Raw genomic sequence first — 15,978 nt, 5'->3', positions numbered from 1 at the left:
ATATATATCATTAAAGAAACAGCTTATTTCATGTGGGGATTCAATGTATGCCACAAATGAATTTCCGGAATAATCCCCATGCCGATTACTTCGTCACGCAGTTTACTCAAGTGTACGTAACTTTCTGTCAGTTCGGCATTTTCTTTAGCCGTTCCCTCTACCTCTTTATAGAAGATACCGTCTTTGGTAATTTCAGTTTCCATAGCCATCATGATATGGTCGAATTTACCGGTATGAACATAAGTGCCGGCAGGCCAGCGGAATGCTTCACCTCCCATAGCTGCACGGATCATTTCGATAGACAGATAAGACGGACTCTGGAAAGAAGAGCGGCCGCGAAGTTCGATGATACGTTTTCCACCTTGTATTACTTTAACTTTCAGATCTTCCCATTGTTCGTCCGTCAGTTCCGGTGTACCGATCAGATCCAGTAACGGTTTTCCGTCTACCGTGGCAGTAGAAGCAAAAACAGCCATCTGCTCGCCATGTCCTCCATATGTACGACAACCTTTTACCAGGTTCTGACGGATACCGAAATGCTGTGCTAATGCTGTTTGCAGTCGTGTACTGTCCAATGCAGCCAATGTACTCACCTGTGATGGTTTCAGTCCGGAATATAACAGCGTGATCAATCCGGTAATATCGGCCGGGTTAAAGATCACTACTACATGTTTTACATCGGGACAATAAGAACGAATATCTTTTCCGAACTGGGCAGCGATCTCGGCATTCCCTTTCAGCAGGTCTTCACGGGTCATACCTGCTTTACGGGCTGCACCACCGGATGAAACGACATACTTAGCGCCTCTTAATGCTTCGCTGATATCAGACGTATAAGTAATATTGGCATATTCAAATCCGGACTGGAACATTTCTTCGGCAACACCTTCCAAAGCCGGAGCAAAAGGATCATAAAGACAAATATTAGAGGTTAACCCCATCATTAAAGCTGTCTGGGCCATGTTAGAACCGATCATACCTGCTGCACCTACGATAGTGAGCTTTTCGTCTGTTAATGCTTTCATACTGTATTACTTTTTAATAATTATGTTTGCTAAGAGAACACATATCTTATTGATAATGTTTGCTGTTTCGCTTGTATTTTTCTTTTCGGTTACAAAGGTAAAGCATCCTTTTTTAATACGCCAATCATTAAATTCTATCCCCTATAAGCTGAAGTTATAGCTCAAATTCCTACCTTTGCAGCATGAAAACATTCAGACCGGAAGCATGGTTGCCCACCACTAAGAAGGAAGTCGAAGCACGTGGATGGGATTATATAGATGTAATTCTTTTTAGCGGGGATGCCTATGTGGATCATCCTTCGTTTGGTGCTGCCGTTATCGGACGTACTCTGGAAGCTATGGGACTCCGGGTGGCTATCGTTCCACAACCGGACTGGCGAGGGGATTATCGTGATTTTAAGAAGCTGGGAATTCCCCGGCTCTTCTTCGGTGTTTCACCGGGAGCGATGGATTCAATGATCAACCATTACACAGCCAATAAACGTTTACGCAGTGACGATGCCTATACGCCGGACCGCCGTGCCGGTATGCGCCCCGATTATCCCAGTATTGTCTATACTAAAATCTTAAAGGAACTCTATCCGGATGTACCTGTCGTACTCGGCGGAATAGAGGCTTCTTTACGCCGGTTGACTCATTACGATTATTGGCAGGATAAACTACGTCCGGGTATTTTAGTCGACAGCCCTGCCGATCTCCTTATTTATGGTATGGGGGAATTACCCCTCAAAGAATTAATTACGCAGCTGCAGGCAGGAAAACCTTTTCATGAATTAAAAGACATTCGCCAGACAGCTTATCTGGCTGATAAGGTGGAGAAAAGCCCCGATGACATCGTACTCTTTTCGCATGAAGAATGTTTGCGGGATAAATTGAAACAGGCTAAAAACTTCCGCCATATCGAAGAAGAGTCAAACAAATATAATGCGTCACGTATCCTTCAGCAGGTTGGAAAACAAACTATCGTAGTCAATCCGCCTTTCCCTCCCATGACGGAAGCAGAGGTAGATGCTTCGTTTGATCTGCCCTATACAAGATTACCCCATCCGAAGTACAAAGGGAAAGTGATACCGGCATTCGAAATGATCAGGTTCTCTGTCAATCTGCACCGGGGATGTTTCGGAGGATGTGCATTTTGTACAATTTCTGCACATCAGGGAAAGTTTATAGCTTCCCGCAGTAAAGAATCTATCCTGAAAGAGGTGAAGGCTATTACGGAAATGCCCGATTTCAAAGGAAATCTCAGCGACCTGGGAGGTCCTTCGGCCAATATGTATAAGATGAGAGGCAAAGATCAGAGTATCTGCGCCAAATGTAAAAAACCTTCCTGTATCTCTCCTGTCGTTTGCAGGAATCTGAATGCAGATCATACGCCGTTGCTCGATATTTACAAAGCAGTTGACAGTATGCCCGGCATCAAAAGATCGTTTATCGGTAGTGGTGTGCGTTACGATCTGCTTCTGCACCGCTATGACGATGAAATCGTGAATAAGTCGGCACAAAGTTATACAGAAGAGTTGATTGCCCGACATGTGTCCGGTCGTTTAAAGGTTGCTCCCGAACATACAGAAGATAATGTTCTGAAAATGATGCGTAAACCTTCCTTCGATCAATTCGGGCAATTCAAGAAGATATTCGACCGTGTCAATAAACAATACGGACTAAACCAACAGTTAATTCCTTATTTCATTTCCAGTCATCCGGGATGTACGGAAGAAGATATGGCAAAACTGGCTATCGAAACCAAAAAACTACATTTCCAATTGGAGCAGGTACAGGACTTCACTCCTACACCAATGACACTGGCTACTGAAATGTATTACACAGGTTACCACCCTTATACATTGGAAAAAGTTTATACAGCCCGTACAAAAGAACAAAAACTGGCACAGCGCCAATTCTTCTTCTGGTATAAACCTGAATTTCGCCGGCAAATCACACAGGCATTGCAGAAAATAGGTAAAAAAGACCTGCTCAATAAATTATTCGGGCGTTAAGCGATAATATTCGGTCATCCTGCCTGCTTATACGAAATATTCGTAGAAAAAGTCACGAGGGCGCCATAAATTTTTGACGCCCTCATAAATAACAGGATTGCTCCTATTCTGCTGTATATCCTTTCACTTTTGCTACCGCAAGAATGGACTCTGTAATCGCATTACCCAGATCATCTCCTTTGTTTTCTCCTTCCTTCTTCAGTTGTTCATCGATATAAATCTGACGTTTGATCGCCAATTCACTGATTTCTTTCTGGATCAGAGACCTCTCCTGCTCTTTCTGCGTGATGAAAGCTTTCAGTTCTTCCGGAGATTTACTTCGTAGTTCTTCCGGTAACTCTTCCTTTTTTATACGTGACAAAGCATCTTTATCCTCTTTTACCTTATCGACCAGATCCCAGGAGGTGTTTTTATAGATAGCCTTGGATTTACTGACTGCCCGTTCCGTATAATTGGCCGATGAAATAGATCCCGCATTTCTATCCTGAACAGTCTGATTCACTTTACGTTCTTTTCCGACTGCACCGTAACCGATATACGTATCGTTCAACTTGTCATTACATAAAATGATCTGCGGATCGAAAGGAGTTTTGATGGCTCTGACGGTCGCATTGGCATCAATATTGAAGAACTTTCCGTTTCCTCTTAATGCTGCATCCTGCCAGAAGTCACGTATTCCGATATCTTCACTACCACAATGGATCGTGTTGACAAAAATATCCTTTTCCAGTGCCTTGGCTATTGCCGTTTTATAGGAAATACTACCTTGGGTAAACTCTTCGTTTCCGGCGATATAGACCAACTTCATGTCCGCTTTGTCATTCCCCCATTCCAGTTCTTTCACGGCACGTTGGATAACCGTACCACAATATTCCTCACTTCCGCTGGTTGTCAGGGCAAACAATTCTTTCGAGATCAGATCGAGATCGACTGTCAGTGGAGTAATCCGGCGGATATAATCACCATCGTATCGCTTATAATTGCCATATTCGTACAACGCTATTTCAATATCCGGTGTTTCTCCTTTATATTTCAGCGTGGTGAGCGTGTTGACAATATTCCACAAGCGGGACTTCGCCTGTTCGATCAATCCCTGCATACTGCCCGAAGTATCTAACAGGATGGCCACTTGTATTTTTGTCTTTTTAGCAGTGACAGCACTTACGACCGGAGCACCGGCTGGTTCTGTCGACGTTTTCATGTTTCTTGCCTCCAACATACAGCCTATAGCAGCTGTTAATGTTGTAAATAAAATGCATAGTAGAACAATTCTTTTCATATTCGGAAATTTTTTAATAGGTTTATGGCTCAAAAATAAGATGTTAGAATTTAGGATTCCGGGAAGAATGGGTGAACCGGCGTTTTGAGTTGGTGAAATATAGGATATAAATGTTTTACATATGCTTACTTTACAATCTCAATCAAACATGCAATGAACAGACTGATCATATATCTGATAATATGGGTACTCGGCAACTTTTCTACGGCTACGATGGCGCAGGATTCGATACCTCCTGTACTGAAAAGAAGTGCGAAAAGTGCCGTCATGAAACTGTCTACTTCGCTGGAAAGCGGTAAATCGGATGATTTGGTGGCAAGCGATTATGAAGCATTGGCAAAGACACTGATCGAACAGGGCGAATATGAAAAAGCCGAGAATTACCTCCTCAATGCCAGGAAACTGTATGACAAACTGAAAGACAAAGAAAAGACAGCCCGTGTGGACCGGGAGATTGGTCGTATCCAGGAAACATTGGGAAAGATAGATGCTGCCATTCTCAGTTATGCAAGTGCTGCCCACTTATCACAGAATGAGGAGTTCAGGGAGTTGAATAACAATGATGTCAACCGATTAAAGAATTTCTCTGATCCAATGGCGCAATCCCCCTATATCAAGAGCAATATAAAATTATTGAACACATCCAACAGGCCGGAACAGCAGGAAGACCGCGTTGCCGCTTTCCATCAGATGGCAAATGTCAATCTGGTAATGAATAATAAGGAAGCCGCTATCAGCAACCTGAACAGTATATTGGATGAAGTGAAGGATAAACCGGTGGAAACGATTAAAGTACAACGGGAAATCGCTAAAGTATATGCTGCTGACAGCCAAAAAGTCAAGGCGATAGCCTCACTCCAGCAATCTTATGATATGGCATTGAAGGAAGGCCACACTATGGAAGCGAAGAAAAGTCTGGAGCAGTTGGTCGATCAGTACCGGAAAGAAAACCAATCACGGAAAGCATTGGATCTGTATGCTAACTTTATGGAACAGTTGGAGCCGTTGGTCAAATCGGACAGTACGTTGATCGATCAGAAATTCTTCCAGGCACATGAAGCACGGATCGCCCAACTGGAAAAGGAACGTATTCTGAAAGACGAACTGATCAAAAAGAAAAACACATTCAATTATGTATTGATAGGTTCGATCGTCTTGATCCTTATTTTTCTGGTATTCACCGTAAAAGCCTGGTACTCTATCCGGCGAAAGAATAAGAGAATCGCTCTTCAGTCGTTGCGTCGTGAGATGAACCCTCATTTCATCTTCAACAGCCTGAACAGTGTCAACCAGTTCATCGCCCAGAACAATGAGTTGGAGGCAAACAAATATCTTTCCTCCTATTCGCGTCTGATGCGAAATATACTGGAAAACTCCAATAAGGATTTTACCCCCCTCTCGACGGAGTTGGAACAACTAAAGGAATATCTGGATCTGGAACATATGCGTTTCAGCGATAAGTTTGTCTATAAGATAGATGTGGACGAATCACTCGACTCCGATCATATTGTTGTTCCCAATATGCTGATACAACCCCAGTTGGAAAATGCAATATGGCACGGCCTGCGCTACAAGGAGTCCGGCGGGTTACTGTACCTGTCCGTCAAGGCAGAAGGCAGCAGTCTTTGTGTCAAAATAGAAGATAATGGTATCGGCCTGAAAAAAAGTAACGAACTCAAAACACGTCATCAGAAAGAGCATCATTCGCGGGGACTTACCAATACCCGTGAACGTATAAAACTGTTGAATAGTTTGTATAATATGCATATTACGATCGAAATAACTGAAAAAGAAGACGACGGGAAAGATACCGGTGTGATTGTCCTGCTACGCTTCCCCCTTATTGTCTGATTATAGAACGTATTTTTATTATTCGATATATTTATTATTTTTTGCTCATAAAAATAATAACCAGTAAGTTTGTTGCTTAAATCATTTATTCGTTAAAACAGATAAACATGAATGACACTATTAGAAAAATGAAGCAAAAGAAAGTGCTTATACTCGCTCTTGCCTTTCCTTTGTTTTCACCATTATCCATGCTAGCCATACAAAAAGCCGACAATGTATGTATGGAAATACAGCAGGATAAAAAAATTGTCGGTGTGAAACAAATCAATCCTACAACAGTAGAAGTCTTGTTCTCCGACAATCAGAGAATAACCTATGATTTTTACGGGGAAAACATCTTCAGAATGTTCCAGGATGTCAATGGCGGAATCCTTCGTGATCCGGAAGCCAAACCGGAAGCACAGATCCTGGTTGATAACCCCAGAAAGAACATCTCTCCGCTGACGCTGAAAGAAGATAATAACACTATTTCTATCAGCACAAATAAAATGAGACTGGAACTGGATAAAAATACTTCCCTGCTGAAAGTGATCAATCTGGTCACAAATAAAGTGGCATTCGAAGAAGTAAAACCGGTTCTTTATGACAAAGGGAAAACAATCCTTACTTTGAAAGAAAATCCGGGTGAATACTTCTATGGCGGCGGTGTGCAAAACGGACGCTTCTCTCATAAAGGGAAAGCGATTGCCATTGAAAACCAGAACAGTTGGACGGATGGAGGTGTTGCCTCTCCTGCCCCTTATTACTGGTCGACCAACGGCTATGGTTTTATGTGGTACACATTCAAACCTGGTAAATATGATTTCGGTGCAACGGAAAAAGGAACCGTAATGCTGTCCCATGATACCGATTATCTGGATGCATTCTATATGGTCAGTGATGGTGCAGTATCTCTGTTGAACGATTTCTATCAACTGACGGGAAACCCAGTCTTATTGCCGAAGTTCGGTTTCTACCAGGGACATCTGAATGCCTATAACCGCGACTATTGGGTAGAAGATGAAAAAGGAATCCTTTTTGAAGACGGTAAACGTTATAAAGAAAGTCAGAAAGACAATGGCGGTATCAAAGAATCATTGAACGGGGAAAAGAACAATTACCAGTTCTCTGCCCGTGCCGTAATCGACCGCTATAAAAACCATGATATGCCGCTCGGATGGTTGTTGCCTAATGACGGTTACGGTGCCGGATACGGACAGACGGAGACTTTGGACGGAAATATACAGAACCTGAAAAACCTGGCTGATTATGCCCATAAGAACGGTGTGGAGATCGGACTCTGGACACAATCGGACTTGCATCCGAAGCCAGAAGTCAGTGCCCTGTTGCAACGTGATATCGTAAAAGAAGTGCGTGATGCCGGGGTTCGTGTCCTGAAAACAGACGTGGCATGGGTTGGTGCCGGTTATTCATTCGGCCTGAATGGTGTATCCGATGTAGGCCACATCATGCCTTATTATGGAAATGATGCCCGTCCTTTTATCATCTCTTTGGATGGTTGGGCCGGAACGCAACGGTATGCCGGCATCTGGTCAGGCGACCAGACAGGCGGCCAGTGGGAATATATCCGTTTTCATATCCCGACATATATCGGTTCCGGATTGTCCGGACAACCGAATATCACTTCTGATATGGACGGTATCTTCGGCGGAAAGAACCTGGCGATGAACACCCGTGATTTCCAATGGAAGACATGGACACCGATGGAGTTGAATATGGACGGCTGGGGTGCGAATGAGAAATATCCGCACGCCCTTGGCGAACCGGCGACCTCTATTAACCGTTGGTATCTGAAAATGAAATCGGAGTTGATGCCTTATGCCTATAGCATCGCTAAAGAAGCGGTGGATGGCAAGCCGATGATCCGTGCGATGTTTCTGGAATATCCGAATCCTTATACCTATGGTAAAGCGACAGAATACCAGTTTATGTACGGCCCCTACTTTCTGGTCGCTCCTATCTATCAGGAAACACAGGCTGACAAAAAAGGAAATGATATTCGTGATGGTATCTACCTGCCGGAAGGTGCTTGGGTCGATTATTTCACCGGAGAGAAATATGCCGGTAATTGCGTGGTCAATAACTTCGCTTCCCCACTGTGGAAACTGCCGGTCTTTGTAAAAAGCGGTGCTATCATTCCGATGACAAATCCGAATAATAATGTAGCTGAGATCAATAAGAACCTGCGGATCTATGAAATCTATCCGGACGGTTACAGCTCATTTACGGAATATGACGATGATGGTATTACACAGGCTTATCTGAATGGTGAAGGCGTAACGACACAGATCGAAGCAGAAGTAGGCAATAAGAATAATGTAACTGTCACGATCCAGCCGTCTACCGGAGATTTTAAAGGTTTCGTGAAGGAAAAAGCGACAGAACTCCATTTCAACGTTTCCGAAATGCCGAAAAAGATCGCTGCTAAAATAGGTAAAGACAAAGTTAAACTGACAGAAGCCCGTTCAATGGACGAATATCTGAAAGGTGAAAACGTTTATTTTTACGATGCGGCTCCTAACCTGAATAAGTTTGCGACGAAAGGAAGCGACTTTGAAAAGGTAACGATCATCAAGAACCCACAGTTGCTGGTAAAATTAGCAGCAACGGATATTACGGAAAATATGACGACAGTTACTTTCGAAGGTTACAAATTCGATATGGGCAACAGCCATCGTGTTTCAACCGGAACGCTGACAGCACCTTCCGCACAGGTTACAGAAGAGAATACAGAAGCCTATACGTTGAAACCGACATGGAGCAAAGTGGCTGGCGCCGACTTCTATGAGATCGAATTCAATGATATGCTGTACACGACCATCAAGAATACGGAATTGTTGTTTGATGGACTAGATGCTGAAACAGATTATACATTCAAAATCCGTTCGGTTAACAAAGACGGTTATTCCGATTGGGCTTCTTTCAGCGTAAAAACAAAATCCAATCCGCTTGAATTTGCCATTAAAGGCATCCGTGGCGAAGTGACGGCGGAAGAACAGGGAGGCTTTGAAATATTCCGCCTGTTCGACTTTGCAGAACTTGGCGACATGTTCCATACGAAATATCGCAAGAACGCTATTCCGTTCGATATAATCATTGACCTGCGTACAGTCAACCAGTTGGATAAATTCCATTACCTGTCCCGTCAGGACGGTGGAAACGGTACCATGCTGAGAGGCTTCGTATCTTATAGTATGGACAAGGAAAACTGGACACCGGTCGATTCCTTCAAATTTGAACGTAACGGCGATATAAAGGTATTCGAATTCAAAGAAAAACCGAAAGCGCGCTACATCAAGCTGAATGTAACGGAAGGTGTCGGTAACTACGGTTCAGGGCGCGAATTATATGTATTCAAAGTTCCGGGAACAGAAAGCTATCTGCCGGGTGATATCAACAATGATAAGAAGATCGACAACAATGACCTTACTTCTTATATGAATTATACCGGTTTACGCAAAGGTGACAGTGATTTCGACTATGTAAGTGCCGGAGATATCAACCAGAACGGTTTGATCGACGCGTATGATATTTCCGTTGTCGCTACCCAACTGGATGGTGGCATCGAAGAACAGGGCACGGAAAAGGCAGCCGGTACGATCGAGATCAGCACTCCTAAACAGAGTTACAACAAAGACGAAATCGTTGAAGTAAAGGTGAAGGGTATAGACTTGAAAGCAGTCAATGGATTGAGCTTTGCTCTGCCTTACGACCAGCAAGATTACGAATTTGCAGGTATAGAGCCATTGAACCTGAAGGTCATGGAAAACCTGACTTACGACCGTCTGCATACAAGCGGCCAAAAAGCCTTGTATCCAACATTCGTGAATCTCGGCGATAAGGAAACACTGGAAGGAACAGCCGATTTATTCATCCTGAAGTTGAAAGCAAAACGTAAAGTCAAATTCAACCTGAAAGCCATCGACGGCATGCTGGTAGATAAAGACTTAAATATGTGTAAGTTCTAAGTAATCTTAGATAAAGCATCCCGATCCCTTGTTCCGGACATTTATGCCGGGGCAAGGGATTTTTTATGACCGATTATATTATCTTTGTCAGAGTGAAATCAGTTAAATTGTTGAATGACCAAGAGAACGCTGATATGGAAATGCTGCAAAAAATAAGAAGTGTGATCGTTGAAGACGAATCGGCTGCCCGTGAAGCGCTGAAAAATTATCTGGCGAAATATTGTCCGGCAGTCGAAGTGATCGGGGAAGCTCACGACTGTAAATCTGCCGTTCCCCTATTGCACGAACTGGAACCTCAATTAGTATTCCTTGATGTGGAAATGCCCTACGGTAATGCGTTCGATGTGCTGGAAGGTTGTAGGGATCTTTATTTTGAGACCATCTTTGTCACCGCATTTTCGGAGTATTCGCTTCGTGCGCTCAACCAGAGTGCTGCCTATTATCTGCTGAAACCTGTCAGCATCGAAGAACTGATACTAGCCGTAAACAAGGTACAACAACATATCATAAACAGAGAAATATTCAACCGCAACAAGATACTGGTCGAAAACCTACGGGAACCCAAACCAGAAAAACACCAGGTCATCCTCCCCACCCTTGAAGGATTTGAAGTAATCAGGATGGAAGATATCATCCGGTTACAGGGTAACGGGAATTTTACCGATATTTATTTAAAAGACAAAAGCAAGAAGATGGTTTGCCGCTTTCTGAAGCATTTCAGCGAAATACTCCCGTTCCCGTTTGTCCGTGTACATAAATCACATATCATCAATTTCCATTGTGTCAAATCTTATCATAAAAGTTCCGGGGGCTATGTTGTACTTGATGATGGTACAGAGATAGAAGTCTCTACCAGTTATAAAGATGATTTCCTTCGTTTGCTGAAATCTCAGTAATTAGCTGTTGCGATACTCCTGAGGCGTCATACCCGTATGCCGTTTGAAATACCGGTTAAAGAAAGACATATTATTGAATCCTAACGAGAATGCAATCTCTTTGATAGGGAGTTCCGTCGATTTGAGTTGCGCTTTGATATCCATCAGCACGATCGCCGTTATTATCTCCAAAGCTGTTTTTCCCGTTTCTTTCTTGATGGTCGAACAGAAATGTGAGACGGTCACACCGAGTTGTTCCGCATAAAAGGCGACATTGCGTTGTGTCGTATAATGCGACATGACTAATTTGATAAACTCACGGCACATCTCCTTGCTGCGTGTTCGTAACTGGTTTTTCCATTTCCCGTGATTCTTGTATAATTCTGCTGTTCCTTGTATGAAAATGGTGAATACGGATTTGATGATATCTTTATTCTCCAATGTACAGGGAAAAGAATAAGCATGGATCAAAGGCTTGAATAAATCCATATACAGTTGGGTAATGTCTGCCGACAAACTGATAACAGGTTCTTCCGCCAACATGGGAAGTAACCGGATCGTTGTTAAGATCAGGTTGTTATTATCCATAAATTCCTGTGAAAAGCAGGCATAAAAGAAATGGGTATCCGCCGATACCTCATTGATCTGCACAAAACAATCAGGTGTCAAGGTGACGAAATCATATTCTTTTATGTTATGTTCGGATAAATTGATGGTGACTTTAACAGAACCTTTAACACATAGAGCAAAAAGCGCAGCTTTCATTTTGCATGAAAAATGCACGTATCGATTCAGCATATCTCCGGATATATTGTCACCAGCAATAAAGTCCGCAGGAATGTCAAATATTTGTATGTTTGCCCCCATATTTCATCGATTTATGATTTTCAAAGATAGCATATTTGATTTTTCTACAATAATAATCGCAAAAACAGAACATAGAAACCCAATAATAGGAATTGACCATTCTATCCAAATCCGTGTACTTTGTAAACGATTAAACAAAGAAAGAAAAAATGAACCGAAAGAGTTCTCTTTTGTTTTAATACAAAGAGGACATGTATCACATCTAATAAATTATAATTATGGAACTAGAGAAGATCGGAGAAAATGCCGGAAAAATCTGGCATGTGTTGAATGAAGGAAGAGAACTGACAATACCAGAACTTAGCAGACGGATTGACCAAAGCCACGAAGATACGACAATAGCTATCGGCTGGCTGGCACGTGAAAACAAAATCTACATACAGCGCAAAAACGGGCAGATATATGTAAGTAACGGCGTTTTACAAGGTCTTTACTTCGGATAAAACAGGAACTCCGGAAAGTTAAATACGACTTTCCGGAGTTTTTTTATTCAGCCGATGTTGAAATAATTTCTTTTATTTATATAGGTCAGTGCCGCCCCGATCGCTGTCCGGTATTCTGCATAATCTGGTATGTGAAAACGCCCTCCGTACATATCTTCAAGACGGGGGAATATATCCTTGCACTGAGGTAGTTTGGTCAGATTCCCAATCAAAACAAAATCGTGTATATCACTATTTAAAGCAGCCAGGATCACCGACTGGCCGATACATTGCAGTACCATATAAATAATACCCAGCGCGACATCTTCCTGTGAAGCATTTGCATCTGCTTTGCCAAAGGTTGATGCTGTTGCGTCTAACGGTAAACCAGGCAAAGGTATATTACAGATATCTTTAATCTGCAGGTTTATATTCGTGATACTCCCTTTCAAAGCAAGTGTGACCACCTGATGGAAATCCTGCGTTTTCAATAATAGCCGGGACAATCCCAGCACTGTTCCTCCTCCGATACCGATTCCGCCGATATGCTCTATTTTCGTTCCGTCCACTTTTACGAAAGAAGTACCTGTCCCCATGCTGACAACAATCAGTTTATCCAGTTGTGTCATATACTGTGCTCCCAACCCATTTGCCAGAAACTCATCCGTTTTGGCTGTCGGCAAGCCATACAAAGGTTGGTTGATAGATGCACTTCCCACACCGGTAAGCATCACTTTCTCAATGGCAGAAAGTGGAATGTCGTTGTCATACAGATATTTTCCAAAAGCGCCGAACAAGGATGTTACCGGGTCGGTTGCCCTGACAAACATCGGATTCCTGATCTCCTTACCGTCTATGCCAACGATCTTGGTTGTGCTCCCTCCCACGTCTATACCAATTACTATACCCATAACTTTTTTGTTAATATCGGGATCAAAGATACGTCTTCTCATTGAAATTTAGTATCTTCACGGGAGAAACTTAAAAAAAGGAGGACCACATATGTTTGCAGAATTTAATTTCCAACAAATGATCAGTGCTTTTATTGTGCTTTTTGCAGTAATCGATATAATTGGCTCCATTCCTATCATTATAAATCTGAAGGAAAAAGGTAAAGATGTAAATGCTTTAAAGGCTACGATCATTTCTTTTGTCCTGATGATCGGCTTCTTTTATGCCGGAGATTTTCTGCTGAAACTTTTCCATGTGGATATAGAGTCATTTGCTGTAGCTGGTGCTTTTGTCATCTTCCTGTTGTCGCTGGAAATGATACTGGATATCGAGATATTTAAAAACAACGGACCGATCAAAGAAGCCACATTGGTACCCCTCGTATTCCCTTTGCTGGCAGGGGCAGGATCATTCACTACACTCCTTTCCTTAAGGGCCGAATATGCCAATATCAATATTGTAGTAGCTTTGATACTGAATATGTTGTGGGTATATTTCGTTGTCCGTATGACCAAACAAGTGGAACATCTGCTAGGGAAAGGCGGCATCTACATCATTCGTAAATTCTTTGGTATCATCCTGCTGGCTATCTCCGTCAGGTTGTTCACTGCTAACATAACTCTACTTATCGAGGCTTTGCACAATCAATAAAAGTAAATATCTATCCGTTTCACAAATAAAAGCAGGTAATTAATGACTTAATGTAAATACAATTTGTTAGTTTTGATCCGGTAATGATAAATTAAGTGATTATCCAGCAGTGAAAAATATAACAACAAGAATAAAAGAAATATACCCGGTTTCAGACGAGGCATTGGAGGCTCTTCTATCCTGTATGCGCGAAGAAATCTATCCTAAACATACAATCATTGTGCGTTCAGGCTCTGTTGATCATAATGTCTATTTTATTGAAGAAGGGATCACCCGCTCCTTTTTCCTGCATGATGGAACGGAAACAACCACCTGGTTCAGCGAGGAAGGCGATATAACTTTTGGAATGGGGTCTTTATACTATAATCAACCCTCGGCTGAAAGTGTGGAGACACTTGAACGGTGCAAAATCTATGTCATCCCCATTTCCCGACTGAACGAATTATATGAAAATTACATCGATATCGCCAACTGGGGGCGTATCGTACACCAGCATGGATACAACAATCTGACCCATATCTTTGTGGATCGGTTACAACTATCCCCGAAAGAACGCTACGATCGTTTTATGAAATATTTTCCCCGGCTGATCAACCGTGTCAAACTGAAATATGTAGCGGCTTTTCTGGGAATATCCATTTACACGTTAAGCCGGATACGTTCTCAAAAGATATAACTGCATTTTTTGCCATAGAGCAAAAATTGAATTTAGTAGGAAACGTACTTTTGCCTTTTCAAACGGATAAGAAAATTGAAAAGGCTTTTTTATGCCGGATACTTACAAGTAGATAGATAAATTAGAAACTTATATTTTAATCTTATGGAAAACAAAACTCTTCCTAATGCAGGCAACCATATTGTCTGGCTGGATGTAATGCGATTCGTCGCGATGTTCACTGTCGTATGTTGTCACTGCGCCGATCCTTTTAATTTTTACACAGGAGAAATACCCGATAATATCGGAGAGATAAAATTCTGGGGAGCTGCCTACGGAGCATTTCTCCGTCCCTGTGTTCCTTTATTCGTAATGATCACCGGAGCATTGCTTCTGCCGGTAAAAGGAGAAGCCTCTGTTTTCTATAAAAAACGTATTCCACGTGTGTTATGGCCGTTCCTGATCTGGTCGGTTCTGTATAATCTGTTCCCTTGGTTTACTGGGGTGTTGGGACTTAACTCGGATGTGATACTTGACTTTTTTCCCTACTCCGGTGAAGAAGCTACCCAGCAATCTTTGAGTGTATCGTTGAAGAACATCGCTGAAATACCACTCAATTTTTCCCTGCTGGATGTGCATATGTGGTATATTTATCTGTTGATCGGTTTGTATCTGTATCTGCCTATCTTTTCTGCCTGGGTTGAGAAAGCTTCCGACAAGGCCAAGCTCTGGTTCCTGGCAGCTTGGGGAATAACGACACTTCTTCCTTATTATTATGAATACGTATCGCCGTACTTATGGGGGACCTGTTCCTGGAACTCATACGGTATGTTATATTATTTTGCCGGTTTCAACGGTTATCTGATGCTAGGGCATTATCTGCGTAAACTAGAATGGCCTGTCGGCAAAATACTGGCGATCGGTATCCCTATGTTCGTTATCGGTTATGCCGTTACATTCTTCGGATTCCGCCATGTAACCTCATTACCGGAATTCAGTGACGAATTATTGGAATTGTTCTTCACTTATAACTCGTTGAACGTCGTTATGATGACAGCTCCAATCTTTATGCTGATCAAGAAAGTGAATATAAAGTCGCTGACTCTACAGAAAGCACTGGCAAACCTGACACTTTGCGGTTTCGGAGTTTATATGGTGCATTTTTTCTTCACCGGCCCAAGTGTGATCGTGATGCGTACGATCGGCATTCCGGTGTGTCTGCAAATCCCGTGTGCTGCGGTATTGGCATTCAGTGTTTCATGGGTAATTGTTTACCTTATCTACAAAGTAGCCGGTAAAAAGGCTAAATATATTGTAGGATAAATCTAATAAGAATCCTTATTTTTCAGCCCCGGACAAAAATCCGGGGCTTTTTGTTAAAAAAAAGTTAGTTCCCGGTGTAAATCAACGGTTATGATTACCACTTTACTTTCTTTT

The 15,978-nt window shown here is 42.4% G+C and carries 12 protein-coding genes; 8 read left to right on the top strand and 4 right to left on the bottom strand.

All coding sequences use genetic code 11. The annotated features are described in order from the left end of the window. Nucleotides 1-23: 23 nt before the first annotated feature. Nucleotides 24-1,025, bottom strand: coding sequence for a malate dehydrogenase (locus tag DWX23_RS01120; RefSeq protein ID WP_122373090.1), 1,002 nt, complete (start codon nucleotides 1,023-1,025; stop codon nucleotides 24-26). Between the two features lie 182 nt (nucleotides 1,026-1,207). Here DWX23_RS01120 and DWX23_RS01115 point away from each other — a divergent pair, with 182 nt between their 5' ends. After that, the gene (locus DWX23_RS01115; protein ID WP_122373089.1) at nucleotides 1,208-3,022 is read left to right on the top strand and encodes a YgiQ family radical SAM protein; all 1,815 of its coding nucleotides are present in this window, start codon (nucleotides 1,208-1,210) and stop codon (nucleotides 3,020-3,022) included. Nucleotides 3,023-3,125: 103 nt separating this feature from the next. On the opposite strand, the gene DWX23_RS01110 is transcribed toward DWX23_RS01115, so the two are convergent. Further along, complete coding sequence (locus tag DWX23_RS01110; RefSeq protein ID WP_122373088.1) at nucleotides 3,126-4,301, bottom strand: VWA domain-containing protein; 1,176 nt, start codon at nucleotides 4,299-4,301, stop codon at nucleotides 3,126-3,128. Between the two features lie 153 nt (nucleotides 4,302-4,454). On the opposite strand from DWX23_RS01110, the gene DWX23_RS01105 reads away from it, so the two are divergent. The 3 genes from DWX23_RS01105 to DWX23_RS01095 all read left to right on the top strand — a co-directional run bounded on the left by DWX23_RS01105 (nucleotide 4,455) and on the right by DWX23_RS01095 (nucleotide 11,016). Further along, nucleotides 4,455-6,152, top strand: coding sequence for a histidine kinase (locus DWX23_RS01105; protein ID WP_122373087.1), 1,698 nt, complete (start codon nucleotides 4,455-4,457; stop codon nucleotides 6,150-6,152). Nucleotides 6,153-6,259: 107 nt separating this feature from the next. Next, nucleotides 6,260-10,120 carry a TIM-barrel domain-containing protein gene (locus DWX23_RS01100; protein ID WP_122373086.1) on the top strand — a complete coding sequence of 1,287 codons (3,861 nt, stop codon included), beginning with the start codon at nucleotides 6,260-6,262 and terminating at the stop codon, nucleotides 10,118-10,120. Between the two features lie 134 nt (nucleotides 10,121-10,254). Continuing rightward, nucleotides 10,255-11,016, top strand: a complete 762-nt coding sequence (locus tag DWX23_RS01095; RefSeq protein ID WP_122373469.1) for a LytTR family DNA-binding domain-containing protein — start codon at nucleotides 10,255-10,257, stop codon at nucleotides 11,014-11,016. Here the strand turns inward: DWX23_RS01095 and DWX23_RS01090 are convergent, their stop codons facing one another. Then, a complete protein-coding gene (locus DWX23_RS01090) occupies nucleotides 11,017-11,862 on the bottom strand; it encodes an AraC family transcriptional regulator (protein WP_122373085.1) in 846 nt (281 codons plus the stop codon). A 218-nt stretch (nucleotides 11,863-12,080) separates the two neighbouring features. Here DWX23_RS01090 and DWX23_RS01085 point away from each other — a divergent pair, with 218 nt between their 5' ends. Further along, nucleotides 12,081-12,305, top strand: a complete 225-nt coding sequence (locus DWX23_RS01085; RefSeq protein WP_122352829.1) for a winged helix-turn-helix domain-containing protein — start codon at nucleotides 12,081-12,083, stop codon at nucleotides 12,303-12,305. A 47-nt stretch (nucleotides 12,306-12,352) separates the two neighbouring features. On the opposite strand, the gene coaW is transcribed toward DWX23_RS01085, so the two are convergent. Continuing rightward, a complete protein-coding gene (coaW, locus tag DWX23_RS01080; RefSeq protein WP_122373084.1) occupies nucleotides 12,353-13,195 on the bottom strand; it encodes a type II pantothenate kinase in 843 nt (280 codons plus the stop codon). Between the two features lie 91 nt (nucleotides 13,196-13,286). On the opposite strand from coaW, the gene DWX23_RS01075 reads away from it, so the two are divergent. The 3 genes from DWX23_RS01075 to DWX23_RS01065 all read left to right on the top strand — a co-directional run bounded on the left by DWX23_RS01075 (nucleotide 13,287) and on the right by DWX23_RS01065 (nucleotide 15,864). Beyond that, nucleotides 13,287-13,886 (top strand): MarC family protein, encoded by a 600-nt coding sequence (locus DWX23_RS01075; RefSeq protein ID WP_122352827.1) that lies wholly within the window; start codon nucleotides 13,287-13,289, stop codon nucleotides 13,884-13,886. A gap of 109 nt (nucleotides 13,887-13,995) precedes the next feature. Then, nucleotides 13,996-14,562, top strand: coding sequence for a Crp/Fnr family transcriptional regulator (locus tag DWX23_RS01070; RefSeq protein WP_122373083.1), 567 nt, complete (start codon nucleotides 13,996-13,998; stop codon nucleotides 14,560-14,562). 144 nt (nucleotides 14,563-14,706) lie between these two features. Continuing rightward, complete coding sequence (locus DWX23_RS01065) at nucleotides 14,707-15,864, top strand: acyltransferase (protein WP_122373082.1); 1,158 nt, start codon at nucleotides 14,707-14,709, stop codon at nucleotides 15,862-15,864. Nucleotides 15,865-15,978: the final 114 nt, after the last annotated feature.

Origin of the sequence: Parabacteroides sp. AF18-52 (assembly GCF_003479145.1) — a bacterium.
In the GTDB taxonomy this organism is placed as follows: Bacteria; Bacteroidota; Bacteroidia; order Bacteroidales; family Tannerellaceae; genus Parabacteroides; species Parabacteroides faecis.
This window is presented reverse-complemented; position numbering and strand designations above follow the sequence as displayed.

Coding starts and splice junctions, on each gene's coding strand:
- DWX23_RS01120 (WP_122373090.1), bottom strand. CDS start 1,025: ATGAAAGCATTAACAGACGAAAAGCTCACTATCGTAGGTGCAGCAGGT.
- DWX23_RS01115 (WP_122373089.1), top strand. CDS start 1,208: ATGAAAACATTCAGACCGGAAGCATGGTTGCCCACCACTAAGAAGGAA.
- DWX23_RS01110 (WP_122373088.1), bottom strand. CDS start 4,301: ATGAAAAGAATTGTTCTACTATGCATTTTATTTACAACATTAACAGCT.
- DWX23_RS01105 (WP_122373087.1), top strand. CDS start 4,455: ATGAACAGACTGATCATATATCTGATAATATGGGTACTCGGCAACTTT.
- DWX23_RS01100 (WP_122373086.1), top strand. CDS start 6,260: ATGAATGACACTATTAGAAAAATGAAGCAAAAGAAAGTGCTTATACTC.
- DWX23_RS01095 (WP_122373469.1), top strand. CDS start 10,255: ATGGAAATGCTGCAAAAAATAAGAAGTGTGATCGTTGAAGACGAATCG.
- DWX23_RS01090 (WP_122373085.1), bottom strand. CDS start 11,862: ATGGGGGCAAACATACAAATATTTGACATTCCTGCGGACTTTATTGCT.
- DWX23_RS01085 (WP_122352829.1), top strand. CDS start 12,081: ATGGAACTAGAGAAGATCGGAGAAAATGCCGGAAAAATCTGGCATGTG.
- coaW (WP_122373084.1), bottom strand. CDS start 13,195: ATGGGTATAGTAATTGGTATAGACGTGGGAGGGAGCACAACCAAGATC.
- DWX23_RS01075 (WP_122352827.1), top strand. CDS start 13,287: ATGTTTGCAGAATTTAATTTCCAACAAATGATCAGTGCTTTTATTGTG.
- DWX23_RS01065 (WP_122373082.1), top strand. CDS start 14,707: ATGGAAAACAAAACTCTTCCTAATGCAGGCAACCATATTGTCTGGCTG.